The 23,463-nt window shown below is 75.0% G+C and carries 23 protein-coding genes; 6 read left to right on the top strand and 17 right to left on the bottom strand.

The window, feature by feature from the left end; all coding sequences use genetic code 11:
- The first annotated feature begins 59 nt into the window (after window positions 1-59).
- Window positions 60-707, top strand: a complete 648-nt coding sequence (locus PSED_RS28595) for a response regulator (RefSeq protein ID WP_013677716.1) — start codon at window positions 60-62, stop codon at window positions 705-707.
- Window positions 708-722: 15 nt separating this feature from the next.
- Here the strand turns inward: PSED_RS28595 and PSED_RS28600 are convergent, their stop codons facing one another.
- From PSED_RS28600 to thiD, 10 genes are all read right to left on the bottom strand, one after another.
- A complete protein-coding gene (locus PSED_RS28600) occupies window positions 723-1,544 on the bottom strand; it encodes a glycoside hydrolase family 16 protein (protein WP_049803534.1) in 822 nt (273 codons plus the stop codon).
- Window positions 1,538-2,305, bottom strand: coding sequence for a polysaccharide deacetylase family protein (locus PSED_RS28605; RefSeq protein ID WP_013677718.1), 768 nt, complete (start codon window positions 2,303-2,305; stop codon window positions 1,538-1,540). Before PSED_RS28605 ends, PSED_RS28600 begins: the two co-directional genes overlap by 7 nt.
- Entirely contained in the window at window positions 2,305-2,457 is a 153-nt protein-coding gene (locus PSED_RS28610) for a hypothetical protein (RefSeq protein ID WP_013677719.1), read from the bottom strand. The genes PSED_RS28605 and PSED_RS28610 overlap by 1 nt, the downstream gene beginning before the upstream one ends.
- Before the next feature lie 87 nt (window positions 2,458-2,544).
- A complete protein-coding gene (locus tag PSED_RS28615) occupies window positions 2,545-3,762 on the bottom strand; it encodes a glycosyltransferase family 2 protein (protein WP_083845499.1) in 1,218 nt (405 codons plus the stop codon).
- Between the two features lie 641 nt (window positions 3,763-4,403).
- On the bottom strand, window positions 4,404-4,715 hold the full coding sequence (locus PSED_RS28620; RefSeq protein ID WP_013677721.1) for a hypothetical protein: 312 nt from the start codon (window positions 4,713-4,715) through the stop codon (window positions 4,404-4,406).
- A 195-nt stretch (window positions 4,716-4,910) separates the two neighbouring features.
- Window positions 4,911-5,426: a peptidoglycan-binding domain-containing protein gene (locus tag PSED_RS28625; RefSeq protein WP_013677722.1), complete on the bottom strand. Its 516-nt coding sequence runs from the start codon at window positions 5,424-5,426 to the stop codon at window positions 4,911-4,913.
- A 303-nt stretch (window positions 5,427-5,729) separates the two neighbouring features.
- A complete protein-coding gene (locus PSED_RS28630; protein WP_013677723.1) occupies window positions 5,730-6,545 on the bottom strand; it encodes an FAD binding domain-containing protein in 816 nt (271 codons plus the stop codon).
- Window positions 6,542-7,099, bottom strand: a complete 558-nt coding sequence (locus tag PSED_RS28635; RefSeq protein ID WP_041762700.1) for a (2Fe-2S)-binding protein — start codon at window positions 7,097-7,099, stop codon at window positions 6,542-6,544. Before PSED_RS28635 ends, PSED_RS28630 begins: the two co-directional genes overlap by 4 nt.
- A gap of 5 nt (window positions 7,100-7,104) precedes the next feature.
- Window positions 7,105-9,375, bottom strand: a complete 2,271-nt coding sequence (locus tag PSED_RS28640) for a xanthine dehydrogenase family protein molybdopterin-binding subunit (RefSeq protein ID WP_013677725.1) — start codon at window positions 9,373-9,375, stop codon at window positions 7,105-7,107.
- Window positions 9,376-9,604: 229 nt separating this feature from the next.
- Window positions 9,605-10,438, bottom strand: coding sequence for a bifunctional hydroxymethylpyrimidine kinase/phosphomethylpyrimidine kinase (thiD, locus tag PSED_RS28645; RefSeq protein ID WP_013677726.1), 834 nt, complete (start codon window positions 10,436-10,438; stop codon window positions 9,605-9,607).
- 328 nt (window positions 10,439-10,766) lie between these two features.
- Here thiD and PSED_RS28650 point away from each other — a divergent pair, with 328 nt between their 5' ends.
- Complete coding sequence (locus PSED_RS28650) at window positions 10,767-11,201, top strand: nitroreductase family deazaflavin-dependent oxidoreductase (protein ID WP_013677727.1); 435 nt, start codon at window positions 10,767-10,769, stop codon at window positions 11,199-11,201.
- Window positions 11,202-11,270: 69 nt separating this feature from the next.
- On the opposite strand, the gene PSED_RS28655 is transcribed toward PSED_RS28650, so the two are convergent.
- Together PSED_RS28655 and PSED_RS28660 are read right to left on the bottom strand one after the other, a co-directional pair.
- Complete coding sequence (locus PSED_RS28655) at window positions 11,271-13,454, bottom strand: FtsX-like permease family protein (protein ID WP_041760089.1); 2,184 nt, start codon at window positions 13,452-13,454, stop codon at window positions 11,271-11,273.
- Window positions 13,455-13,510: 56 nt separating this feature from the next.
- Window positions 13,511-14,251 carry an ABC transporter ATP-binding protein gene (locus PSED_RS28660; RefSeq protein ID WP_013677729.1) on the bottom strand — a complete coding sequence of 247 codons (741 nt, stop codon included), beginning with the start codon at window positions 14,249-14,251 and terminating at the stop codon, window positions 13,511-13,513.
- Between the two features lie 227 nt (window positions 14,252-14,478).
- On the opposite strand from PSED_RS28660, the gene PSED_RS28665 reads away from it, so the two are divergent.
- Together PSED_RS28665 and PSED_RS28670 are read left to right on the top strand one after the other, a co-directional pair.
- Complete coding sequence (locus PSED_RS28665; RefSeq protein ID WP_013677731.1) at window positions 14,479-15,639, top strand: sensor histidine kinase; 1,161 nt, start codon at window positions 14,479-14,481, stop codon at window positions 15,637-15,639.
- A 22-nt stretch (window positions 15,640-15,661) separates the two neighbouring features.
- Window positions 15,662-16,297 carry a response regulator gene (locus PSED_RS28670; protein WP_013677732.1) on the top strand — a complete coding sequence of 212 codons (636 nt, stop codon included), beginning with the start codon at window positions 15,662-15,664 and terminating at the stop codon, window positions 16,295-16,297.
- A 38-nt stretch (window positions 16,298-16,335) separates the two neighbouring features.
- Here the strand turns inward: PSED_RS28670 and PSED_RS28675 are convergent, their stop codons facing one another.
- Both PSED_RS28675 and PSED_RS28680 read right to left on the bottom strand, forming a co-directional pair.
- Window positions 16,336-17,235 (bottom strand): S1C family serine protease, encoded by a 900-nt coding sequence (locus PSED_RS28675; protein WP_013677733.1) that lies wholly within the window; start codon window positions 17,233-17,235, stop codon window positions 16,336-16,338.
- A gap of 65 nt (window positions 17,236-17,300) precedes the next feature.
- The gene (locus PSED_RS28680) at window positions 17,301-17,873 is read right to left on the bottom strand and encodes a peptide deformylase (protein WP_013677734.1); all 573 of its coding nucleotides are present in this window, start codon (window positions 17,871-17,873) and stop codon (window positions 17,301-17,303) included.
- 254 nt (window positions 17,874-18,127) lie between these two features.
- On the opposite strand from PSED_RS28680, the gene napA reads away from it, so the two are divergent.
- Window positions 18,128-18,433, top strand: a complete 306-nt coding sequence (gene napA / locus PSED_RS28685; RefSeq protein ID WP_013677735.1) for a nucleoid-associated protein NapA — start codon at window positions 18,128-18,130, stop codon at window positions 18,431-18,433.
- 57 nt (window positions 18,434-18,490) lie between these two features.
- On the top strand, window positions 18,491-19,186 hold the full coding sequence (locus tag PSED_RS35405) for a LytR C-terminal domain-containing protein (protein ID WP_013677736.1): 696 nt from the start codon (window positions 18,491-18,493) through the stop codon (window positions 19,184-19,186).
- Window positions 19,187-19,271: 85 nt separating this feature from the next.
- On the opposite strand, the gene PSED_RS28695 is transcribed toward PSED_RS35405, so the two are convergent.
- The 3 genes from PSED_RS28695 to PSED_RS28705 form a co-directional block, all read right to left on the bottom strand.
- A complete protein-coding gene (locus PSED_RS28695) occupies window positions 19,272-21,680 on the bottom strand; it encodes an AAA family ATPase (protein WP_013677737.1) in 2,409 nt (802 codons plus the stop codon).
- Between the two features lie 68 nt (window positions 21,681-21,748).
- The gene (locus tag PSED_RS28700; protein WP_013677738.1) at window positions 21,749-22,735 is read right to left on the bottom strand and encodes a CDP-alcohol phosphatidyltransferase family protein; all 987 of its coding nucleotides are present in this window, start codon (window positions 22,733-22,735) and stop codon (window positions 21,749-21,751) included.
- Entirely contained in the window at window positions 22,732-23,454 is a 723-nt protein-coding gene (locus tag PSED_RS28705; RefSeq protein WP_013677739.1) for a phosphatidylserine decarboxylase, read from the bottom strand. The genes PSED_RS28700 and PSED_RS28705 overlap by 4 nt, the downstream gene beginning before the upstream one ends.
- Window positions 23,455-23,463 lie beyond the last annotated feature (9 nt).

The raw sequence follows: 23,463 nt of genomic DNA on the forward strand, positions 1-23,463 counted from the left end.
GGGTCGGGATCTCTGCGCGAAGTGTCCACCGCGGACGCCGGAATCAATATGCTGACCCGATGGAGTCGTCGGACGCCCGAGTGCGTGTGGTCGTCGCCGACGACCATCCTTTCTTCCGTGACGGCGTCGCCCGTGGTCTGACGACCAGCGGGCGCGTCGAGGTCGTCGCCGAGGCCGACGACGGCCGCCAGGCGCTCGACGCCATCCGCGAGCACTCGCCCGACGTCGCACTCGTCGACTACGAGATGCCCGACATCGACGGTCTCGGCGTCGTGCGCGCCACGGTGCGCGACGGGCTGGCGACCCGGGTGCTGCTGCTGTCGGCGCACACCGACAGTGCCGTGGTGTTCCAGGCGCTGCAGGAGGGCGCCGCGGGCTACCTGGCGAAGGACTCCCGGCGCGCGGAGATCGTCGCGGCGGTGCTCGACGTGGCGAAGGGCCGCACCGTCGTGCCGCCGGAGCTGGCGGCCGGTCTCGCGGGCGAGATCCGGATGCGCGCGCAGACCACGGGCCCGGCGCTGTCCGAGCGCGAGCGCGAGGTGTTGCAGGCGTTCGCCCGCGGGCTCTCGGTGCCGCAGGTCGCCGGCGAGCTGTTCATCGGCGTGAGCACCGTGAAGACGCACGTCCAGCGGCTCTACGAGAAGCTCGGGGTGTCCGACCGGGCCGCGGCGGTCGCCGAGGGGATGCGCCGCGGGCTGGTGGAGTAGCGAACCGGGCGCCGGTCAGCTCCAGACCCGGACGTGGTCGACGACGAGGTCGACCGGGGCCGTCCACGCCGGGTCGGGCGCACCGACCCGCCCGCCGACGGCCACGTTGAGGAGCATGAACGCCGTACCCGGGTCGGCCGGGCGCGTCGGGTCGGCCGGGTCGAACACGACGCTGCCGTAGGGCACGCCGTCGAGCGCGAACGTGATGCCCACCGGCGACCAGTCCATGCGCACGTCGTGGAACCGCCCGTCGTTCGGCGCCGACGCCGACCAGCTGGCGAGGTCGGCGTCGGTCGTCCCGGTGTGCACACTGGACTCGCGCGCGCCGAAGCCGTAGTCCTCGAACATGTCGATCTCGCCGCACCGCGGCCAGCCGACGCGGTCGATGTCCGCGCCGAGGGTCCACCACGCCGGCCAGTAACCGCGGGCGCTCACGAACTTCAGCCGGGCCTCCCAGTGCCCGTAGCGCTGGGCGAAGCGACCCTTGGTCGTGAGCCGGGCCGACTGGTAGGCGATCCGGCCGTCGGCCGCGCGCGTGGCCGTCGCGCGGACGACGAGGTTGCCCGCGCCGTCGAGGAACGAGTTCCGCCCGGAGTCGGTGTAGGTCTGCAGCTCGCCGTTGCCCCAGCCGCCGGCACCGAGGTCGTAGGTCCACCGCGCCGGATCGGGCGCGCTACCGGCGGGACCGTCGAACTCGTCGACGAACGTGTACGCCGGGGGCGAGGTGTCCGCGGCCGCGACGGGCCCGGCACCGACGAGCTCGGCGCACAGGGCGATCACGGCCGCGACGGCCGACGTCGTCGCCCCCCGGACGAGCTCGCCGAAGGGGATCACCACGGGCCTGCCACGGCGGGATAGTAGGTCTTGTCGTCGCCGTCGTAGTCGAGCCAGGCCTGCTGCGGCGTCGCCGAGGGGAGCACCTGGCCCGCGCAGAGGCCCCGTCGGTCGAACACGTCGAGGATCTGCGGGACGGCGTCGACCGTGCTGCGGTACCCGTCGTGGAAGAGCAGGACCTCCCCGTCGGTGGCCTTCTCGGCCTGCCTGACCATCTGCTCGACGCTCGCCTCCTCGTAGTCGTCGGAGTCGTACGACCACAGGACCTCGGTCAGGCCGAGCCTGCGCACCACCCGCTCGACGACTGCGTTTCTCCTGCCGTAGGGCGGCCGGAACAGCGTGGGCGCCGGGCCGCCAATCCCGTCGAGGATCGCGCTGGTCCGGGTCAGCTCGTCGGTGACGGCCTGCTCGCTCAGCTCGTCGAGGAACGGGTGGTCGTAGGTGTGGTTGCCGACGGCCATGCCCTCCGACCGCACGAGGACGACGACCTCGGGCGCCGCGGCGGCCTTGGCCCCGATCGCGAAGAACGTCGCGCGGCTGCCGTGCCGGCGCAGCTCGTCGACGAGGGCCGGCGTCGTCACCGCGTCGGGTCCGTCGTCGAACGTCAGCGCGACGTAGCCGTTCGGGCAGGCCCGTGCGGGCTGCTCCGCCACCGGACCGATGGCGGCGACCCCGCCCACCGCGCCGACCGAGTCCGCCGCGACGACCGGCGACACGGCCAGCATGACGCCCAGCAGCACCTGCCAGACCCGCGCAGGGTGCATCAGCGGTGGTCGGGAGCCTGCCGGGCAGCTTCGGCCGACCGCGACCCGGGCCAGTCCTGGCCCTCGACGACCATCCGCGGCAGCACCCGCAGGACCGCGCTCCCGCAGGCGATCAGCGCGAACGCCGCCAGCACCCACCACAGCGGCGACATCTGTCGAGGAACGGCAGCGAGGCCCCGGCGCCGACCCCCATCGCCGCCGGAGTCAGTGCACCCGTGTTGTACATGTCGGCCCTTCGATCAGTTCCAGCTCTTGGTCTTGCGGGTCAGCGAGTCCCAGTACGCCTTGACGTGGCAGGCCTGCAGGAAGTAGTCGAGGAGCAGCTCGTACATCGTCGCGGCGAGGAGCATCTGCCTCCAGCCGCGGTAGCGCACCGTCACGACGCGCTCGACGACGAACACGATGCTGACCGCGAGCCAGAACGGGTGCACGCGCAGCCCACCGCCCGCCAGCGACCAGGCGACCGTCCCGAGGTACACGATCGACACGAGGCAGCCGAGCATCGTGAACAGCTGGCGTCCCCAGTAGCGCCAGGTCACCCTCGTCAGGCCGTACTGGATGCAGTTCTCGACGGCCCCGCGCTTCCAGCGCAGCCGCTGCCGCCACAGGTCGCCCCAGGTCTGCATCACCTCGGTGACGAGCGTGCACTGCACCGGCGAGATGATCCGGTGCCCGAGGTGCAGCAGGGCGAAGGTCAGCTCGTTGTCCTCGGTGAGCACCGTCGTGTCGTAGACCCCGCCGCGGCCGTCGCCGGCCGGCAGCCGCCCGGACAGCCGCGCCTCGACGACCTGCCGCAGCACCCGCACCCGGAACAGCGCCGCGGTCCCGGTGATCACCAGGCACTTCCCGTTGAGCCGGTTGACATCGCGGGCGTAGCGGGCGTACTCGTTGCGCTGCAGATGGCCGACGAACCCGCCGCCCTCGCCGCCGCGGAACACGCCGCCGACGCCGCCGTACCCCCGCCGCAGGTAGAACAGCGCGGCCTCGAGGAAGTGCGGGTCGAGCAGGCTGTCGGCATCCTGCACGAGGACCACGTCGTCGTCGGAGAGCGTGGGGAGCAGCCGGCCGAGGACCTGGTTGAGCGCCCCGGCCTTCTTGTCGGTGTTGCCGACGGTCTCGACCACCTCGACCCCGAGGTCCCGCCCTACGGACGCCGTCGCGTCGGTGCTGTTGTCCGACACCACGACGATCCGGTCCGGCGGGCTGGTCTGGCCGCGCAGGCCCGCGATCGCCGCGGGGAGCGACTCCTGCTCGTTGTGCGCCGGGAGCAGCGCGACGAGCTGTGGCTGCGGCCGGCGGGCCCGGACGACGGCGATCGGCCGGGTGAGGGACTCGAGCGCGTCACGCAGCGTCCGGCGGTCGGTCCCGGGGTGCCGCGGCGACGGCGTGCCGCCGGGGCCGGCGGGATCGACCAGCTCCCGCGCGGGCCGCCGCGGCGGCGCGGGGCGTAGCGGCATCGTCGGCGACGCGAGCAAGGACGTCGGCGCCGGACCCGGGCGCCGGTGCTCCGGCGGGCCCGGCGGGCGCGGTGAGGGTAGGCCACGCGACGGCGCCTCGTGCTGCCCGGCCGGGTGGTGCCGCGCGTGCCGCGGGCGACGACGACCGTCGTGGTGCCCGGTCAGTGCCACCGGTGCGGAGTGAGCGGCGGCGGGCACCCGGTGCCGGCCGCCGTCGGCCTCCGCTGCGGGCGCCGGGACCTGTACGGGGATCCGCAGCGTCGCCTCGACCGCCGCCTGGTCCGCGGCGACGTCGGATGCGCCGGCCGCACCATCCACTGAGGACCCCACCTTTCCGCTGCCCCGCGCGGGGCCCACCCGACTCGACCGACGACGACCACGCCCGATCACCTCACGCGACGAGACGGGGGAGCGACCGCGGAGGTGCGAAGAACACATCGGACAGACGCGTCGCCGTGTTACGTGCAGGTCGGGCGCGGATGTGCCATGCCGGAGAACCGATGATCCGTTCGACATCGGACAGTGCGACCGTTCGGCGGATCAGGTGCGCCCGCGCGGTCGGCGCCCACGTCGACACGCCGCGCGCAACGCCGGACGCCGGTACGACCCGGATCACAACTCCGGACGACCGGCGCCGTGGCTCAGATCGCGGGGTGGGGCAGCTGGAGGGTGGTCATCGGGCGCACCGCGTCGTCGTGGCCCTGGTCGGTCCGGTGCGACGACTGCGGGGCCCGGCCCGGGTGTGCCGCCGGCCGGCCCGGGTTCTGGTGCCCGGCGGCGACGACCGTCGCCATCGGCAGGGGCTCGGCCGGCGAGGTGTCGTGCGTCAGGGCGATGACGAGCCCGGTGATCGCGCCCGCGGCCGCGAGGCCGACGGCAGTCAGGGCGGTGATCGTCGTGGCCCGTTCGGCCTCGGGCCGGCCCGCCGGACGGGACAGGGTCTGCGTGCTCATGGCCGGTGCTCCTTCTCGAGGTGCGGGGTGTCTCCCCGCTGTCCCCAGGTTCGCCCGGCCGCGGCCCCGGCACCGTCGACCGGCCGGCGGGTGCGGGGGACGACGACGGTGTCCCCCGATCGGCCCCGTGAGGGCGTGGGGCGGACGACACGGAGCCCGCGCCCTGTGCGGGCGCGGGCCGTCCGGGTGCCGGGATCAGCCGGCCATCTGGTTGTTGCCGTTGGCGAGGAAGTTCGCGAGCGCGGCCTGGGTGGCGGCGTTCATCGTGCCGGTCTGCGGCAGGTGCGCGTCGCGCTGCAGGTAGGTGATCGCCTGCGTGGTCTGGGCGTTCATGACACCGGTGACCGGGCCCTCGTAGTAGTTGAGCTGGCCGAGCTCCTTCTGCAGGGTCTCGATCGCGGCCGACGGCGCGACCGGGGTGACGGGCTTGACCGGGGTGACCTTGTGGCCGGCGGGGACGTAGCCGGTGGAGTGCGAGACCGACGGGACCGGGGCGGGCGCGGGGGCGGGCGTGGCGCCGCTCCCGCTGAACGTCATGACCAGGGTCGTGACGGCCCCGGCGGCGACGAGGCCGACGGCGGTGCAGGCCGCGATCACGACGCCCTTCGAGCGGCGGCCGGTCGGAGCGGCGTGGCGGGCACCGGCCGCGGGAAGGACCGCGGTGGGACGCTCGTCGGTGGTGGTGACGGTGGGGACCTGAACGGTGTTCATGGCCGGTGCTCCTTCGTGATGTCCCGGGGTGTTTCCCCGATGCACCAAGGTTCGTCCCGGCGGGCCTCCCGCACCGTCGACCGACCGTCCGGTGTGGAGGACGACCCTCCTGTCCCCCGATCGACCGACAGCCCCTCCCGGGGAGGGACCCGACCCCACCGAGCGCAACCCCAGCGCTCCCGTCCGCGGCGATCACGACGCTGAGGTTGCGCGCGAGTTCTGCGCGGCAGGGCGTCGCGCGGACGCGCAGGACGCACAACGGCCCCCTGCCGAACCCGGCAGGGGGCCGTCCGAGGGCAGTACCTACCGACCGGCCGCCGTCTCCAGCGCCCGGCGGGTCAGGACCCGCGCGAGGTTCTTGCGGTACTCCGGCGTGCCGGCGGTGTCGGTCGGGGGCTCGGTGCCCTCGGCCGCCAGCGCCGCGGCCTCGGCGATCGACTTCCCCTCGGCCAGCGCCGCCTCGGTTGCACTGGCGCGCAACGGCGTCGAGCCCATGTTGACCAGCCCGACGCGCCCGTCGACGACGGCGACCGCGACGATCGCCCAGTCGTTGGCACGGCGGGTGAACTTCTCGTAGGCCCAGCCCGCGGAGCCGGTGCGCGGCACCCGGATCTCGACGATCAGCTCGTCGGGCTCCTTGGCCGTGGTGAAGACGCCGGTCCAGAACTCGGTGGCCGGCACCGAACGCTGCCCGCGCGGCGAGCGCAGCACGATCGTGCCGTCGAGCGCGAGGACCGCGGCAGGCAGGTCGGAGGCCGGGTCGCCGTGGGCGAGCGAGCCGCCGATCGTGCCGCGGTGGCGGACCTGCGGGTCGCCGACGGTCCGCGCGACGGCCGGCAGCAGTGGCACCTCGGCGGCGAGCACGTCGGACACCTCGAGGTCGTGGTGCCGCGTCCCCGCGCCGATGGCGACCTCGTCGCCGTCGACCTTGACGTAGTTGAGCTCGCGGAGCCGTCCGATGTCGACGATCAGCTCCGGCGCGGCCAGCCGCAGCTTCATGACCGGCAGCAACGAGTGCCCGCCTGCCATGATCGTGGCCTCGTCGCCCCGCTCGGCGAGCAGCGCGACCGCGGCGTCGAGCGAGTCGGGCCGCGCGTAGTCGAATCCGACGGGGATCACGCGCCCGCCCCTTCCGACGATCCGGCGGAGAAGCCGGGGGCGGTGCGGGCGGCGTCGCTCTCGGCCTCGGCGGCCTGGGCGGCGTCGGGGTCCTTGCCCGCGGCGACGAGCGCGGCGCGGACGATGTTGTGGTAGCCGGTGCAGCGGCAGAGGTTGCCCTCCAGCCCCTCGCGCACGGCCCGCTCGTCCAGGTCCGGGTTCTCGGCGATCAGGCCGGCGACGGCCATCACCATGCCCGGCGTGCAGAACCCGCACTGCAGGCCGTGCTCCTGGCGGAACGCGGCGGTGACGGGGTGGTCCAGGGAGTCGCCGCTCTCCCCGGCGAGGCCCTCCATCGTCGTGACGGCCAGCTGGTCGGCCTGGACCGCGAGCACGGTGCAGGACTTGACGGACTCGCCGTCGAGCAGCACGGTGCACGCCCCGCACGACGTGGTGTCGCACCCGATGTTGGTGGCCTTCAGCCCGACGTTCTCCCGCAGGTAGTGCGCGAGCAGCAGCCGGGGCTCGACCTCGTCGGTGGTGCTGCGGCCGTTGACGGTGATCTCGACCTTCACGCCCGTCATCCGTCCTCCTTCACGGCGTTCTGGATGGCCTCCCAGACCCGCAGCGGGGTGGTCGGCATGTCGATGTGGCGGATCCCGAGGTGCGCGAGCGCGTCGATCACGGCGCTCTGCACGGCCGGGGTGGAGCCGATGGTCCCGGCCTCGCCGATCCCCTTGAAGCCCAACGGGTTGATCGGGGTGGGCGTCTCCATCGGAACGAGGTCGAAGCTCGGCAGCTCGGCCGCCGACGGGAACCCGTAGTCGGCGAAGGTCGCGGTGAGCGGCTGGCCGTCGGGGTCGTAGACGACCTCCTCCAGCAACGCCTGGGCGATGCCCTGGGCGATGCCGCCGTGCCGCTGGCCCTCGCAGAGCAGCGGATTGAGCACGGGGCCGGCGTCGTCGACCGCCCAGATGCGCTCGACGGTGACCTTGCCCGTCTCGGTGTCGACCTCGACGACGGCGACGTGCGACCCGAACGGGAACGTCGGCTTCTTGCCGTCCCACACCGTCTTGACCTTGAGCTCCTCGCGCTCGGCGAGCTGCGCGAAGGTGACGGTCGGCGACCCGGGGGCGCCGCGCACCACGATGGCGGCATTGGCCGTGTCGACCTCGAGGTCCTCGACCGAGGCCTCGAGGATGTCGGCCGCGCGCTGCTTGGCGAGGTCGATCAGCTCGAGCGAGGCCTTGTGGACCGCGACACCGCCGGTCTGCAGGCTGCGCGAGCCCATCGTCCCGCCGCCCTCGGGCACCTGGTCGGTGTCGCCGTGGCGGACGGTGATCTTCTCGACGGGGATGCCCAGCTGGTCGCTCGCGAGCATCGCCCACGCCGTCGCGTGGCCCTGGCCGTGCGGCGAGGTGCCCGTCCAGATCAGGGCCGATCCGTCGGGGTGCACCTCGATCGACGCGTTCTCGGCGAACGCGCCGCCGCCGGTGATCTCGACGTACGAGGAGACGCCGATGCCCAGCAGCTTGGCGTCGCCGCGCTCGCGGCGGGCCTTCTGCTCGGCGCGCAGCCCGGCGTAGTCGCTGGCCTCGAGCGCGAGGTCGATGGCCTTGGCGTACTCGCCGGAGTCGTACTCCGCGCCGCCCTTGGTCGTGAACGGGAACTTCTCCGGCGGCACGACGTTGATCTTGCGGACCTCCGCCGGGTCCATCCCGATCTCGGCGGCGAACAGGTCCATGGCCCGCTCGATCGCCGCGGTGGCCTCGGGCCGGCCGGCGCCGCGGTAGGCGGCGGTCGACGTCGTGTTGGTGACGACGACGCGGGCCCGCGAGTCGACCTTCTCGATGTCGTAGGTGCCCGGCGCCATCATGCGCGTGAACACCGGGAGGAAGACGCCGAGGCGCGGGTAGGCGCCGGCGTCGGCGACGACGTCGAGCCGGTAGGCCTTGACCCGGCCGTCGCGGCTGCCGCCGATCGTGATGGTCTGGCGCTGGTCGCGGCCCTGCACCATCCCGGTCATGTTCTCCGAGCGACTCTCGCTCCAGCGGACCGGCCGGCCGGTGTGCCGTGCGAGCCAGGCGACGAGCCCGAACTCGGGGTCGGCACCGATCTTGGCGCCGAAGCCGCCACCGACGTCGGGCAGGACGACGTGGATCTGGGACGCGTCGACGCCGAGCCAGCCGGCCACCTCGTCGCGCGCACCCTGGGCGTTCTGGTTGGAGCAGAACAGGGTGCACCGGCCGTCGTCACCCCAGACGGCGGAGGCGGCCCGCGTCTCCAGCGACGCGGCGGCGACCCGCTGGTTGACGATGTCGCGGGTGACGACGACCTCGCAGTCGGCGAAGAAGTCCGGGTCGGGGTCCTCCTTGTTGTAGACGGCGGCGGTGTTCGTGCCGGCGTCCGGGAACAGCAGGACCTCGTCGGTCGCCGAGGCGTGGACGTCCACGACGGCCGGCAGCGGCTCGTAGTCGACCTCGACGAGCTCGGCCGCATCGGGCCCCTGGTAGCGACCCTCGGTGAGGACCGCCGCGACGGGCTCGCCGACGAAGCGCACGCGCTCGGTGGCGAGCCAGGGCCGGACCATCGCCTTGTTGGCGCCCGGGAACAGCAGTGGTGCCGGGAGATCGATGTCCTCGCCGGTCAGGACCGCGACGACGCCGGGCGCCTCGCGGGCTGCGGACACGTCGATCGAGGTGATCGTCGCGTGCGCGATCGGGGAGCGGACCAGCGTGAGGTGCAGCGCACCCGTGAGCCGCTCATCGGTCAGGTCGTCGGTGTATGTCGCGCCTCGCGTGAGGAACACCGGATCCTCCACGCGGACGACGCGCGTCCCCATGATGCTCATCGGGGGCGAGACTAGATGCTCATCGGGGGCGAGACTAGCCCCGTCACCGGTGGCCCCGCGCACCACGAATCGACCGACGATCCGCCCCGACCAGCAGTGATAGAGGCTAACCTGGCCTCACGCCCAGGCGGTCCCGCATGAGCTGACTCAATGGCCGTGACGGTCCGCAGATGCGGCATCGCGACCGATATTCCGGCCGCGCTCGTAACTCACGTCACCAGCGTTTCCGTCAGGTACCCCACCAGTCGCGGACCGTCCACAAGGGCGAGACGGGCCCGTGCCCGGCGCCGAGCGGGTAGGAGTTGCGGACGGCCTCGACGATGTAGCGCTTGGCGAAGGCCACCGCCTCGCCGATCGCCATCCCGCGCGCGAGCCCGGACGCGACGGCCGCCGCCATCGAGTCGCCGCCGCCGTGGGTGTTGCCCGTGTCGAACCGCGGCCCGGGCAGCTCGACGAAGGTGTCCCCGTCGAAGAGCAGGTCGACGCAGCCGTCCACGTCCTCGGCGAGGTGCCCGCCCTTGACCAGCACGTACCGCGGACCGAGGCCGTGCAGCACCTTGGCCGCCTCGTACTGGCCGGCGCGGTCGTGCACGTCGACGCCGACGAGCAGCCGCACCTCGTCGAGGTTGGGGGTGATGACCGTGGCCCGCGGGAACAGCAGCGAGCGGAAGGCGTCGAGCGCGGAGTCGGCCAGCAGCGGGTCGCCGTGCATCGACGCCGCGACCGGGTCGACGACCAGTGGCGTGGGGTGCACCGCGCCGATGCCGTTGGCGTCGCAGGCGTGCGCGACGGCCTCGATGATCTCGGCGCCCGCCAGCATGCCGGTCTTCGCGGCGTCGAGCCCGATGTCCGAGGCGACGGCGGTGATCTGCGCGGCGACCGTCTCGGGCGGGATCGGGTGCACAGCCGTCACACCGACTGAGTTCTGCACCGTCACCGCGCACACGGCGAGGCAGCCGTGGACGCCGCAGGCGGCGAACGTGCGCAGGTCGGCGGCGATGCCGGCGCCGCCCCCGGAGTCGGTGCCCGCGATCGTCATGACCCGCGGCGGGGTGACACCCACGGTCGGCTGCGGACCTGGCTGTGCCGGACCTGGCTGTGCCGGACCTGGCTGGGCCGGACCTGGCTGGGCCGGACCTGGCTGGGCCGGACGTCGCTGGGCCATGTGCTGTCCTCCCTCGCCGGCATTACCCGGCTGGTTCAGCGGTCGGCGGCGTCGGCCGCCCTCTCAGCCCCTGCGAGCTCCCGCGTCGGTGTCCGGCCGACGGTAGTACGGCCCGGCGACGCCGCACCAGGCCGCCGCCCGGCCCCGGCGGCCCGCCCACCGACGTCACACTCCGGGACCGCGGAATCGGGAATAGATCCGGCGCGGGACCGGGGTTGTGCCGGACATGACCGCCAACACTGACGTCGAGCTGAGCCCCGAGGGCTGGGTCCGCGACCAGACCGAGAAGATCCTCGAGACCGGGACGACCGACAGCGTCGGGATCAACGGGATGAAGGTCGTCCTCGTGACGATGAAGGGCGCGAAGACCGGCAAGCTGCGCTACGTCCCGCTGATGCGTGTCGAGCACGAGGGTCACTACGCGCTGGTCGCCTCGAAGGGCGGCGCCCCCCAGCACCCCGTCTGGTACTACAACCTGCGGGCCAACCCGACGGTGACGCTGCAGGACGGCACCGAGTCCGGTGAGTACACCGTGCGCGAGGTCGACGGCCCCGAGCGGGAGCAGTGGTGGGAGCGCTCCGTCGCCGCCTTCCCGCCCTACGCCGAGTACCAGACGAAGACCGACCGGCAGATCCCCGTCTTCGTCCTCGACCCGGCCTGACCGTGTGGCCGGCGCCGTGAGTGGCGATGGTCGCCAGGGCGACCATCGCCACTCACGAGCCGCCGTCCCCTACGCGGCCAGTGCCCGGATCGGCGGGACGCGCCCGGCACGCACGGCCGGGCCGAGCGCCGCGAGCACCGCGATCGCGACCACCCCGACGGCCAGCCCGACGAGCTGCCCGACCGGCACCGAGACCCCACCCGCCGCCAGCCCCAGCGCCCGGATGCCGAGGACGCCGTAGAGCACCCCGAGCCCGGCGCCCAGCACCGCCGCCGCGAGCGCGCTGCACGCGGCCTCCCACGCGACCATCGCCCGCACCCCGCCGCGGGTCAGCCCGACGGCGCGCAGCAGGCCCGTCTCCCGGGTCCGCTCGGTGACCGACAACGTCAGCGTCACCGCGACGCCGACGATCGCGACGACGACCGTCATCCCGACCAGGCCCAGCCCGACCCCGCGGAGCACCCCCAGCTCCGCCGTCGCGTCGGCCCGCACGTCGGCGGTGTAGACGACGACCGCCGCGGATCGCGGGCCCAGCGCGTCCCCGACCGCGGCGCGCAGGGCCGCGTCGTCGACACCCGGGGCCGGGTCGACGAGGACCGCGTCGCCGTCCTGCCGCACCCGCAGCGACGGCTCGGCGGCCAGCCTCGCCAGCGTCGCGTCCGGGTCGGGGGCACTGACCTGCACCGCGCTCGGCAGCCGCTGCGAGATCGACCGCTGCGCGCTGGAGTCGGCGCTCGCGACCCCGACGAGCAGCGCCGAGGTCAGGCCGACGCCCAGGGTCAGCACGGTGACCGTCGCCGCCGTGCGGCGCGGGACCTGCGCGGCGTTGGCGACGGCCATCCGGCCCGGCGCCCGCCCGACGGCCGTGACGAGCCGGCCCACGGTCGCCGCGAGCCCGCTCATCATCACCGGGCCCAGCGCGACGAGGGCCGCGAACGTCACCAGGCCCGACGCGGCGGCGGCGACCAGCCCGACCGCGCCGTCGGCCACGCCGGCCAGCGGGGGTGCCGCCAGCGCCAGCGCGACCACCAGCAGGACCGTCGCGAGGACGGCCCGGCGCCCGCGCCGCGACGTGCCGGCCTCACTCGTCGCGGCCTCCCCCAGCGCCGCCACGGGCGACGTCCGGCCCGCGGCGAGCGCCGGTCCGACCGCGGCGACGACCGTCGCCACGACCGCGAGCAGCACGCAGCCCGCGGTCCCGCCCCACGACACGACCAGCGGGCCGCCGCCGACCACGGCGACGACGATCTCGCCCGCGCCGATCGCGAGCCCCGCGCCGAGCACCCCCGCGACCAGCCCCGACACGGCGGCCTCGGCGAGCACCGCGCGCACGAGGTCGCCGCTGCGAGCCCCCACGCAGCGCAGCAGCGCGAGTTGGGTGCGGCGCTGGGTCAGCAGGATGCGGAACGTCGACGCCACCACGACGACGGCCGCGACCAGCGCGAGCCCGGTGAACACCGACACCCCCGTGACGACGGCCGTCGCGGTCGCCGAGCCGTCACGGCGCTCGGCTGCGCGTTGCTCGTCGCCGGTGCGCACCACCACGTCGCCCGGCAACCGCGCACGGACCGCGGACGCCACGGCGGCGGGCGCCCCGCCCGCGACGTCGATCTGGCGCAGCGTCCCGCCCAGTGCCGCGACCGTCGCGGGCGTGGTGACGATCGTGTCGGTGCCGACGACGGGCAGGTCGACGACGCCGGTCACCGTCAGCGTGCGGGTCGCGTCGCCGGCACCTCCGACGGTCAGCACCGAGCCCGGGTGGACGTCGGCGCGCGCTGCGGTGGCGGCCGGGACGAGTGCCTCGTCGTCCGCGGTGGGCAGCCGGCCGGCGACGGGTGGCGCGGCCAGCCGGGTCAGCGGCCCCGTCATCGGGTCCGACGTCACGGTCCACGACCCCACGCCCGCCGCGCCGCCGACGGGCGCCGTGCCGGTCCAGACACCGACGGCGGCGGTCACGCCCGGCGTCCGCGCGACCCGGTCGACCACGGCCGCGTCGAGGTCGCCGCCGCGCACGACCGCGGCCGCCGCCGCGGGCGTCACCACCGACCGGGCCTGCAGTGTCGTCGACAGCGTGCCGCCGAGCAGCAGCGTCCCGGCCGCGAAGAACGTCGCGACGAGGACCGCGAGCCCGGTGAGGACAACCCGGCCCGGATGGCGGCGGGCGTCGGCCAGCAGCGCCCCCGCAGCCGCTCGGCCTCCCCCACGCCCGCCGCCGGGCCGGTGCCCGACTGCACGAACGGCCCTTTCCCGCAACCGGGTTGCGCGAAAGGGCCGTTCGTGCGGAATCGGCGCGCCTCCCCCCGGACCGCTCACGCCGCCGCCCCCGACAGCGACGACAGCGCGGCGAGCACCGTCTCCGGGCGGGGATCGGGCAGCGAGCCCGCCACCCGGCCGTCGCGCAGCAGCACGACGCCGTCGGCGAACGACGCCGCGACCGGGTCGTGGGTGACCATCACGACCGAGCGCCCGAGCTCGCGCACCGACGTCCGCAGCAGATCGAGCAGCTCGTGGCCGGCGGCGGTGTCGAGGTTGCCGGTCGGCTCGTCGGCGAAGACGATCTCGGGCCTGCCGAGCAGCGCCCGCGCGACGGCGACGCGCTGCTGCTGGCCGCCCGAGAGCTCCGACGGGCGATGGTCGAGCCGGTCGCCGAGACCGAGCAGGTCGATCAGGCCCGCCCGCCACATCGGGTCGGGCCGGCGGCCGGCCAGCCGCGCGGGCAGGTCGATGTTCTGCGCGGCGGTGAGCTGCGGCAGCAGGTTGAACGACTGGAACACGAACCCGAGCCGGTCGCGACGCACCGCGGTGAGCTGTGCGTCGGAGAGGCTGCCGAGGTCGGTCGCGCCCAGCAGGACGCGCCCCGACGACGCGGTGTCCAGCCCGGCGAGGCAGTGCAGCAGTGTCGACTTGCCGGACCCCGACGGTCCCATGACCGCGGTGAACATCCCTTCCGGAATCCGCAGCGACACCCCGTCGAGCGCGCGCACGGCCGACCCCCCGCGGCCGTGCACCTTGACGAGGTCGACGGTCTCGGCGCAGGACGGTGCGGTCACCGCGGCCCGCCCGCGAGCGTCTCCAGCAGGGGCAGCGCGGCCATCAGGACGATCACCGCGAGCCCCAGGGCCCAGGCGGCCGTCTCCAGCCAGATCGAAGGCGTCATGCCGCGACGATCTCCCCGACGGACCCGGCCCCGCCTCGGCCGCGGGACCGATCTCGGGCGGGGCGGCTCGTACTTTCGGCCGAGGGCACCTGCTCGGCGGTCCCGCCTAGGCTGATCGGCGTGATCGCGGGGACCGCAGGCGCCGGGCGGCTGCGCGCGTTGCGCTGGGCCGGCCTGGCCGTCGAGATCGCGGGCTACCTGGTCTGGCTCGCCGTCGACTGCCTCGCGCTGGTCGGGATCGGCGTCCCCCGCGGCCTCGCGACGCCGCTCACGGGCGCGTGCGTCGCGGTGGTCGTCCTGCTGCGCAGGCGTCCGGGCGTCGACGTCCGACACGTCGCGACCATCGCGTTCGCGGTGTCCGCGATCGCGACGCTGGCAGGCTGGCTCGTGCACGTGCCGTCGATGTCGTTCGCCGAGCAACTCGCGCTGGCCGTCGTGACGATCGCGGCGCTGCGGCACGCCGACGACCGCACCGCCGTGCTCCTGGTGCTCGCGGCGGGCGTCGTCATCGTCGCGTCGCCGTACCTGCGCGCCGACATCGGGCTGACGCGCACCGGCTACACGATCCTGTCGGCACTCGGCTGGGGCGGCACGGTCGCGATCGGCCTGGTGCTGCGCGAGGCGGGATCGCGCCGGGCGTCGCTACTGGAGCGCGCGCGGGCCGACGAACGCCTCGTGCTGGCCCGCGAGCTGCACGATGTCGTCGCCCACCAGGTGACGGGGATCGTCGTCGCCGCGCAGGCGGCTCGCGTGGTCGTCCCGGCGGACCCGGACGTCGCGCGGTCGTTGGCCGCGATCGAGTCCGCGGGGGCCGACGCGCTCGCCGCGATGCGCGCCATGGTCGGCGTGCTGCGCGGCGGCGACGCGACCCGCGCGCCGGGCGCCGAGCTCGGCGGCATCCCGGAGATGGTGCGCCGCTTCGATCCCGACGGCACCCGCGTCCGGCTGCTCGCCGATCCGGGGTTCGAGCACGCGGTGCTGCCGGCGGGTGTCGCCGCGACCGGCTACCGCGTCGTGCAGGAGGCGCTGACCAACGTCCGACGGCACGCGCCCGCCGCGACGTCGGTCGAGGTGGAGGTCCGGCTGCGGGCCGAGGAGCTCGTCGTCGGCGTGCGCAACGACGGGGCCGGGGCCGGGTCCCCCGCCCGCGGCGCGACCGGCGGGTTCGGGCTGGCGGGCATGGCCGAGCGCGTCGGCGCGCTCGACGGCACGCTGCACGCGGGCCCGTGCGGGGCGGGCGTGTGGTCGGTGACGGCGCGGCTGCCGGTGCGTGCGCGATGAGCCCGGCCGGATCGGTGGCCCGATGACGAGCGTGCTCGTGGCCGACGACCAGGAGATGGTCCGGACCGGCTTCCGGCTGATCCTCGGCGCCGAGCCGGGCATCGAGGTCGTGGGCGAGGCGGGGACCGGCGCCGAGGCGGTCGAACGGGCGCGGCGGCTGCGGCCCGACGTCGTGCTGATGGACATCCGGATGCCCGAGCTCGACGGCCTGGAGGCCACCCGCGCGCTCACCGCCGACCCCGATCCGCCACGGATCGTCGTCGTCACGACGTTCGACCTCGACGAGTACGTCTACGGCGCGCTGCGGGCCGGGGCCTGCGGCTTCCTGCTCAAGGACGCGGGCCCGCGGCTGCTCGTCGAGGCGGTGCGGGCGGCCGCGGCGGGTGACGCGCTGGTCTCACCGTCGGTGACGGTCCGGCTGCTGCGGCACCTGACCACGCCCGCGCCGCGGCCCACGCTGCCGGAGCCGTTGTCCCCCAGGGAGATCGACGTCGTGCGGGCCGTCGCGCGCGGTCGCACCAACGCCGAGATCGCCGCCGACCTGTTCGTGTCGCTCTCGACGGTCAAGACCCACCTGACGAACGTCCAGGCGAAGCTCGGTGCGCGCAACCGGGTCGAGGTCGCGGCGTGGGCGTGGGAGCACGGCCTCGTGTCGTGACGGTCCCTCGTGAGTGGCTCGCCGGAGCCCTCGCAGGGTCAGGGACGCAGCTCCGTCGGCACCGCGACGACGTCGACCATCGCGCCGTTGCGCAGCACCGTCACCGGGAGCGGGACGCCGACGGCCTCGCCGAAGAGCTGCCGCTGGATCCCCTGCGCGTCCTCGACGGCGCGGCGCCCGACGTCGAGCACCAGGTCGCCGCGGCGCAGGCCCGCGGCCGCGGCCGGGCTGCCGTCGACGACCTCGACGAGGCGCAGTCCGTTGCGGCGCCCGTAGCGGTCGGCGACGGCCGCCGGCACCGGTGCCGGGGTGCCGACGACCCCGAGGTAGGCACGGCGGACCCGGCCGTCGGCACGCAGCGCGTCGACGATCCGCAACGTCGTCGCGTTCACCGGGACGGCGAGCCCCAGGCCCACCCCGGCCACGGCGGTGTTGATGCCGACGACCCGCGCCCGGTGGTCGGCGAGCGCGCCGCCGGAGTTGCCGGGGTTGAGCGCCGCGTCGGTCTGGATGACGTCCTCGACGACCCGGCCCGCCGCCCCGCTGCGCGTCGGCAGCGACCGGCCCAGTGCGCTGACGACGCCGGCGGTGACGGACCCGGCCAGCCCCAGCGGGTTCCCGACGGCGACGACGAGCTGCCCGACGACGAGGCCGTCGGCGTCGCCGAGGGTCGCGGGATCGGGGAGGTCGCCGGCGCGGGCCCGCAGCAGCGCGAGGTCGGAGAGCGGATCGGCGCCCGCGACGTCGAACTCGACCTGGCTGCCGTCGGCGAAGTCGGCCCGCCCGCGCCCGGAGGTCCCGACGACGTGGGCGTTGGTGAGCAGCTCGCCCGGCGCGACGACGACGGCCGAGCCGGAGCCCCGTCCCACACGCACGGCCGCGACCCGGCCGGTGAGCTCGGCGGCGACGGCGCTGACCGTCTCGGAGTAGGCGTCCATCGGACCACCCCCCTGTGCTTACAACGTTGCAACCTACGAACGTCGTAGTCGGGCGAGGTGTTCCGTCAGACCTCCTCGGCCTGCTGCGTCGCCGGATCCCAGGACAGGCCGGGCACGCCCCAGCCCGCGGCCTTCAGCATCTTCTTCGACGCCCGCAGGTGGCGGCCGGTGAGCCGCTCGACGTAGAGGTGCCCGTCGAGGTGGTCGACCTCGTGCTGGAAGCACCTGGCGAGGAAGCCGCGACCCTCGGCCTCGACCGGCTGCCCGTCGACGTCGACGCCCGTCACCCGCGCCCAGTCCGCCCGGCCGGTCGGGAACTGCTCGCCCGGGACGGACAGGCAGCCCTCCTCGTCCTCCTCGGGGTCGGGCATCGTCTCCGGGATCTCCGAGGTCTCCAGCACCGGGTTGACGACGACGCCGCGGGCCATCGTCTTCGTCACCTCGTCGGGGCAGTCGTAGACGAACACCCGGAGGTCGACGCCGATCTGGTTCGCCGCGAGCCCCACGCCGTGGGCGGCGGCCATCGTCTCGAACATGTCGTCGACGAGCTCACGCAGCGCATCGTCGAACTCCACGACCGGGCGGGTCGGGGCGTGCAGCACCGGGTCGCCGATGATGCGGATGGGGCGAACTGTCACGCCTGAAGACTAGTGTCGCGACGCGTGGGGGACGGGTCCGGGCGGCTCGTCCCCCCGGTCGGCTGATGCACGATTCATGCCTCGGTGTGGCGCGTCCCTGCCCGGTTCGTGTCGGACCCGCGTGGTTGAATCCTCCTCGGAATGACACGCGTGTCATTCCTCGTTCTGCCACCCAGCGCAGTGCTCGCCGACGCAGTGCTCGCCGAAGCACGGCTCGCCGAAGCATCGATGTGCTGTGACGCCCGAGGAGCGTGATGGAGTCCGCCACGGAACACGGGGTCCCGGACCCCGCAGCCGGCCCGGCCGACGAGCTCGACCGCCGGGAGCGCGAGATCCTCGCCTTCGAAGGGCAGTGGTGGAAGTACGCCGGTGCCAAGGAACAGGCCATCCGCGAGCTGTTCGACATGTCGGCCACCCGCTACTACCAGGTGCTCAACGCGCTGATCGACAAGCCCGAGGCGTTGGCGGCCGACCCGCTGCTCGTCCGGCGGCTCCGTCGGCTCCGCGCCAGCCGGCAGCGCACCCGTGCGGCGCGTCGGCTGGGAATCGAGCCCTGGTGACGCCATTGTGATCACGCGTCCGGTCACCGACCGGCTCCTGCGGACTCGGAGGTTGTCGTGACCACACCAGGATCGTCCGGTGGATCGCCGTTGCGGATCGGCGGCTTCGCGCTGATCGGCGTCGGCATCGTCGCCGGCGTGATCGGTCTGGCGACGACGGCGCTCAGCGGCGGGAACGGCTCCGGTGACAACGCCGCGGCACCGACCTCGGTCTCCGCGTCCGCCGTCCCGGGGTCGCCCGGCGCGGGCGCGACGCCGACCGACGGATCGGTCCCGGTGCCCTCGTTCGGCGCCACCGGCACCAACAACATCGGGGCTCCCGGCGCCCCGGGCGCCCCGGGCACCCCCGGTGACGGCTCGGCGGGCGGCGCGGCAGGCGCGGGTGGTGCGGCCGGAGCAGGCGGGGCGGGCGGCGCGGGTGGTGTCGGCGGCGGGCTCGCCGAGGGCGGCATCAGCCCGGACAGCCTGAAGGCCCCGGTCCGCGTCTACAACAACAGCACGATCACCGGGCTCGCCTCCCGCGCGGCCGACGACTTCCGCAACTCGGGTTGGGAGGTCGACTCCGTCGCCAACTACCCGCAGGGCGTCATCCCGACCAGCACGGTCTACTACCGGCCCGGCACCAGCGAGCAGCAGGCGGCCGAGACGCTCGGCAAGCAGTTCGGGCTGCGGGTCGAGCAGCGGTTCCAGGGCCTCGACGAGGCCTCGCCCGGGCTGATCGTCATCGTCACCAACGACTACCAGCGCCGCTGAGGCACCACCCGACGTCCGCTCCCCGGACTTCAGCCACGACGGCCGGCCTCCCGCCGGCCGTCGTGGTGTGTGCGGGCCTCCCGGCTCAGGTGCCGACCCGGCGCGCCGCATAGGCCTCGAGCTCGGCCAGCAACGACGGGTCGAGCGACGGGGGTACCACCTTGCGGGCCGCCGCGACGTGCGCCGCGGTGACGTGCGTGGCCTCCAGCGACTCCCGCATCGCGGTCAGTGCGGCCTCCCGCAGCACCGCGGCACAGTCGGCCGCGGAGTATCCGTCGAGCTCGGCGCCCAGCTCGTCGAGGTCGACGTCGTCGGCCAGCGGGGTGTTGCGACCCGCGGCGCGCAGGATCGCGGCCCTGGCCTCCGCGTCCGGCGGGGGCACGTAGACGAGCCGTTCGAGGCGCCCGGGCCGCAGCAGCGCGGGGTCGATCAGCTCCGGCCGGTTCGTGGCGCCGACGACGACCACCTCACGCAGCGGCTGGGCCCCGTCGAGCTCGGTGAGCAGGGCGGCGACGACCCGGTCGGCGACGCCCGAGTCGGTCGATCCGCCGCGGCGCGGGGCCAGCGCGTCGACCTCGTCGAGGAACACCAGCGCGGGTGCGGCGTCGGACGCCTTGCGGAACAGCTCGCGCACCGCGCGCTCCGACTCGCCGACGTACTTGTCCAACAGCTCGGCGCCCTTGACCGACAGGACGTTGAGCTGTCCGGTCCCGGCCAGCGCGCGCAGCAGGAACGTCTTGCCGCAGCCGGGCGGGCCGTAGAGCAGGACGCCGCGGGGGGCGTCGACGCCCAGCCGGGCGAACGAGTCGGGGTACTGCAGCGGCCACAGCACCGCCTCGGTGAGTGCCTGCTTGACCTCGGTCATGTCGCCGACGTCGTCGAGCCCGATGCCGCCGGTGTGCAGGGTCTCCGACGACGACATCGACACCGGCCGCACCGACGCCACCGCGTCGAGGAGGTCCTGCTGGGTGATCTGCGGTTCGGGGTCCTCGCCGGCGGTCGCCGGGTCGGCGGTGCCCGTCGTGGGCGCGTCGGGGTCGGCGGCCGCGGTCGGGGCCGACGCCGGCTCCGGCTCCCCGACGGCGCCGGCGGGGTCCGCGGGGGCGGTGGCCCGCAGCGCCGCCTGGATCGCGGCCTCTCGGCGGACCGCGAGCAGGTCGGCGACGACGAATCCCGGCGCCCGCTCCGCGACGGCGGCCAGGTCGATGCCGGCGGCCGTCGGCACGCCCGCGAACAGCCGCCGCAGCAGGTCGGTGCGGACCCGGGCGTCGGGCAGCGCGAGGCTCAGCTCCCGGTCGACGAGGTCCGGGGCCCGCAGCCGGGGGTCCACCCCCTCGGGCGCGGCCGTCGTCGCCACCAGCGCGACGCCGGGAGTGGCCACGGCTCCGCGCAGCGCGTCGAGCGTCAGCGTCGCGAGCGGCGGCGGGTCGGCGGCCGGGAGCAGGGCGTGCACCTCGCTGACCAGCAGGACGGTCGGCGTCCCGGACCGGGCCGCGGCGACCGCGGCACCGACCGCGTCGTGCACCCGCTGCGACGCGGCACCCGCCTCCAGCGCGGCCGCCGACGGCGCGTCGAGCGCGACGAACCCCGCCTCGACGGCCGCCGCCGCACTGCGCACGAGGGTCGCCTTCCCGACCCCCTCCGGCCCGACGACGAGCACCCCCAGGTGCGCGGCGCCGCCCAGGCGGGCGAGCAGCTCCGGACGGCGGAACGTCAGCTCGAGCCATTCGACGAGCCGGCGCGCGGCGTCGACGTTGCCGACGAGCTCGTCGATCCCCAGCGCGGGCGTGGCGGCGGCCGGCGGGGCGGGCGCCGCGCCCGGTCCGGCGGGCACCGCTCCGGCGGGCGCCGGCACGGCGGTCAGCACGGTCGGGCGGGTGACCGTCGGCGGGTCGACCACCGGCGACGGGCCGGGCTCGCCGGTGGTCGCGCCGTCGCGCCAGCCGACGACGGTCGACGGCTGCACCACGACCGCGCCCGCCGGCTCGGTGCGCACGACGGTGAGCAGCGCCGACGTCAGACCCGGGCCGATGATGTTGGCCAGGGTGCGGCGCGCGTGGGTGAGGTCGGCGCCCGGGGCCGGCTGCAGGTCCTGGGGCTGCAGGGACACGGCGTCGGCAGGGCTGACGATCTTGCCGGTGAGGGCGAGCCGGACCGCGGCGGGCGGGGCCGTGCGCACGAGCGGATCGGCGGAGTGCAGGACGACGCGCCGCGCCGGGACGACCTGCGCCGGCCGGACGACGACGGATCCGCCGTCGAGACCGGCGCAGTTGGACAGGGTCACGTCGTCGACCGTGATCTCGCCGTGCGGGCCGTCGGTGTCCGCGGCGGTGACCAGCGCGGTGGTGGTGCGGCCCCGCCCGGTGATCGCGACGGCCTGCCAGGTGCCGATGTCGAGCGCGTGCAGGACCTCGGGGTGGAGGCGGACGACCCCGCGCCGGGAGTACGTCCCGTAGGGAGCGAGCCGGGCGACGAGCGTGATCTCGGCGGGCACCCCCGCACGCTATCTGGTGCCCGCCGCGGGGGCCGCCCGGCCGCGACGGCCGACCGCGGCAGGACGGGTCAGCGCCGGCGCAGGCCGAGCCGGCGCCTGCTGCCCTTCGGGTACTGCGGCCCGGGCGGGGGCAGCGGGTGCGGCCTGCCGTTGCCGGTGGCGCCGCCGTCCTCGGACCCGATCAGCCGGACCCGGCGCGCGACGGCCGACGCACCGCCGGCGACCCGGCGGCGCAACGGCGGGCGCAGCCCGAGCCGGCGGGCCGAGCGCGCCGCGCGGGCGACGGCGCGGCGCTGCCGGACCGGCACGTTCCAGGCCTCGGGATGCCGCGCCAGCCAGCGGTGCCGGTGGATCGTGTACGGCAGGAGCAGCAGGTACCCGATCGCGACGACGGCGAGACCGAGGAAGGGCGCGGTGAGCAGCACGGCCGCCGCGAGGCCGACGAGGACCAGCAGCGGCGCGATCAGCCGCGGCGGGACCCGGACGGTCTTGAGCGACAACGTGGGCAGCCTGCTCACCATCAGCCCCGCGGCGACCAGCGCCCACAGCGCGACCGTCAGGTGCGAGGACCACCAGCCGTCACCGAAGTGCAGCCACAGGTAGAGCGGGATGCCCGCGACGAGCGCGGCCGCGGGCGCGGGAACGCCGACGAAGAACTCCTTGGCGTACGGCGGCTGGTCCTCGTCGTCGAGCAACGTGTTGAACCGGGCCAGCCGCAGCGCCATGCAGACGGCGAAGACCAGCGCGACGATCCAGCCGAACCGGTTGCCCTGCAGCCCCCAGATGTAGATGACCAGGGCGGGCGCCACGCCGAAGGACACGAGGTCCGACAGCGAGTCCAGCTCCGCGCCGATCTTGCTGCTCGCGTCGAGCAGGCGGGCCAGGCCGCCGTCGAGTGCGTCGCACAGCGCGGCGGCACCGACGGCCGCGACGCACAGCTCGAAGCGGCCGATCAGCGCGAACTGCACACCCGAGAGACCCGCGCACAACGCCAGGACGGTGACGGCGTTGGGCAGCAGCCGGATGCCGGCGCTGTAGCCGGGGACCGTTCTCATCGGTCCGCGGCCGGCAGCTCGGCCAGTACCGTCTCGCCCCCGATCGTGCGCTGGCCGGGCTCGACGAGGACGCGCGAGCCGGCGGGCAGGTACGTGTCGACGCGCGAGCCGAAGCGGATGAGGCCGAACGTCTCGCCCGCGGCCACCTCGTCGCCCTGCGCCACCTCGCAGACGATGCGACGGGCGAGCAGGCCCGCGATCTGCAGCACGCCGACCCGGTGCCCGTCCGTGGCCTCGAACAGGACGGCGTTGCGCTCGTTGTCCTCGCTCGCCTTGTCGAGGTCTGCGGACAGGAACACGCCGGGCCGGTACTCGACGGCGACGACCCGGCCGTCGACGGGCACGCGCTGGACGTGCACGTCGAGCACGGAGAGGAAGACGCTCACCCGCGGCACGGGCCCGGCGGGCAGCCCCAGCTCGGCGGGCGGCTCGACCTCCGCGACGGTCGCGACCGTGCCGTCGGCCGGCGCGACGACGACGCCCGTGCGGGCGGGCCGGACGCGGCGGGGCTCGCGGAAGAACGCGGCGGTGGCGGCGGTGGCGGCGAGGCCGACGACGGTGCCGCGCCCGGTGAGCAGCCTGACCAGCGCGGCCCCGGCGGCGACACCGGCGACGATCGGCCGGCCCCCCGGGTGCATGGGCGGCACTGCGGCGCGGACCAGCTCCGCGACGTGCCCGATCGAGGTTCCGGACTGGGGCCCGGCGGACTGGGCGGACATGGGGTGGTC

It is taken from the genome of Pseudonocardia benzenivorans CB1190 (assembly GCF_000196675.2).
GTDB lineage: Bacteria > Actinomycetota > Actinomycetes > Mycobacteriales > Pseudonocardiaceae > Pseudonocardia > Pseudonocardia benzenivorans.

Bases quoted from the DNA above. Each gene is read 5' to 3' on its own strand.
- PSED_RS28620 (WP_013677721.1), bottom strand. From the start codon at position 4,715: ATGAGCACGCAGACCCTGTCCCGTCCGGCGGGCCGGCCCGAGGCCGAA.
- PSED_RS28640 (WP_013677725.1), bottom strand. From the start codon at position 9,375: ATGAGCATCATGGGGACGCGCGTCGTCCGCGTGGAGGATCCGGTGTTC.
- PSED_RS28610 (WP_013677719.1), bottom strand. From the start codon at position 2,457: ATGTCGCCGCTGTGGTGGGTGCTGGCGGCGTTCGCGCTGATCGCCTGC.
- PSED_RS28700 (WP_013677738.1), bottom strand. From the start codon at position 22,735: ATGAGAACGGTCCCCGGCTACAGCGCCGGCATCCGGCTGCTGCCCAAC.
- PSED_RS28705 (WP_013677739.1), bottom strand. From the start codon at position 23,454: ATGTCCGCCCAGTCCGCCGGGCCCCAGTCCGGAACCTCGATCGGGCAC.
- PSED_RS28595 (WP_013677716.1), top strand. From the start codon at position 60: ATGGAGTCGTCGGACGCCCGAGTGCGTGTGGTCGTCGCCGACGACCAT.
- napA (WP_013677735.1), top strand. From the start codon at position 18,128: ATGGAGTCCGCCACGGAACACGGGGTCCCGGACCCCGCAGCCGGCCCG.
- PSED_RS28615 (WP_083845499.1), bottom strand. From the start codon at position 3,762: ATGCCGCTACGCCCCGCGCCGCCGCGGCGGCCCGCGCGGGAGCTGGTC.
- PSED_RS28605 (WP_013677718.1), bottom strand. From the start codon at position 2,305: ATGCACCCTGCGCGGGTCTGGCAGGTGCTGCTGGGCGTCATGCTGGCC.
- PSED_RS28650 (WP_013677727.1), top strand. From the start codon at position 10,767: ATGACCGCCAACACTGACGTCGAGCTGAGCCCCGAGGGCTGGGTCCGC.
- PSED_RS28625 (WP_013677722.1), bottom strand. From the start codon at position 5,426: ATGAACACCGTTCAGGTCCCCACCGTCACCACCACCGACGAGCGTCCC.
- PSED_RS28670 (WP_013677732.1), top strand. From the start codon at position 15,662: ATGACGAGCGTGCTCGTGGCCGACGACCAGGAGATGGTCCGGACCGGC.
- PSED_RS28675 (WP_013677733.1), bottom strand. From the start codon at position 17,235: ATGGACGCCTACTCCGAGACGGTCAGCGCCGTCGCCGCCGAGCTCACC.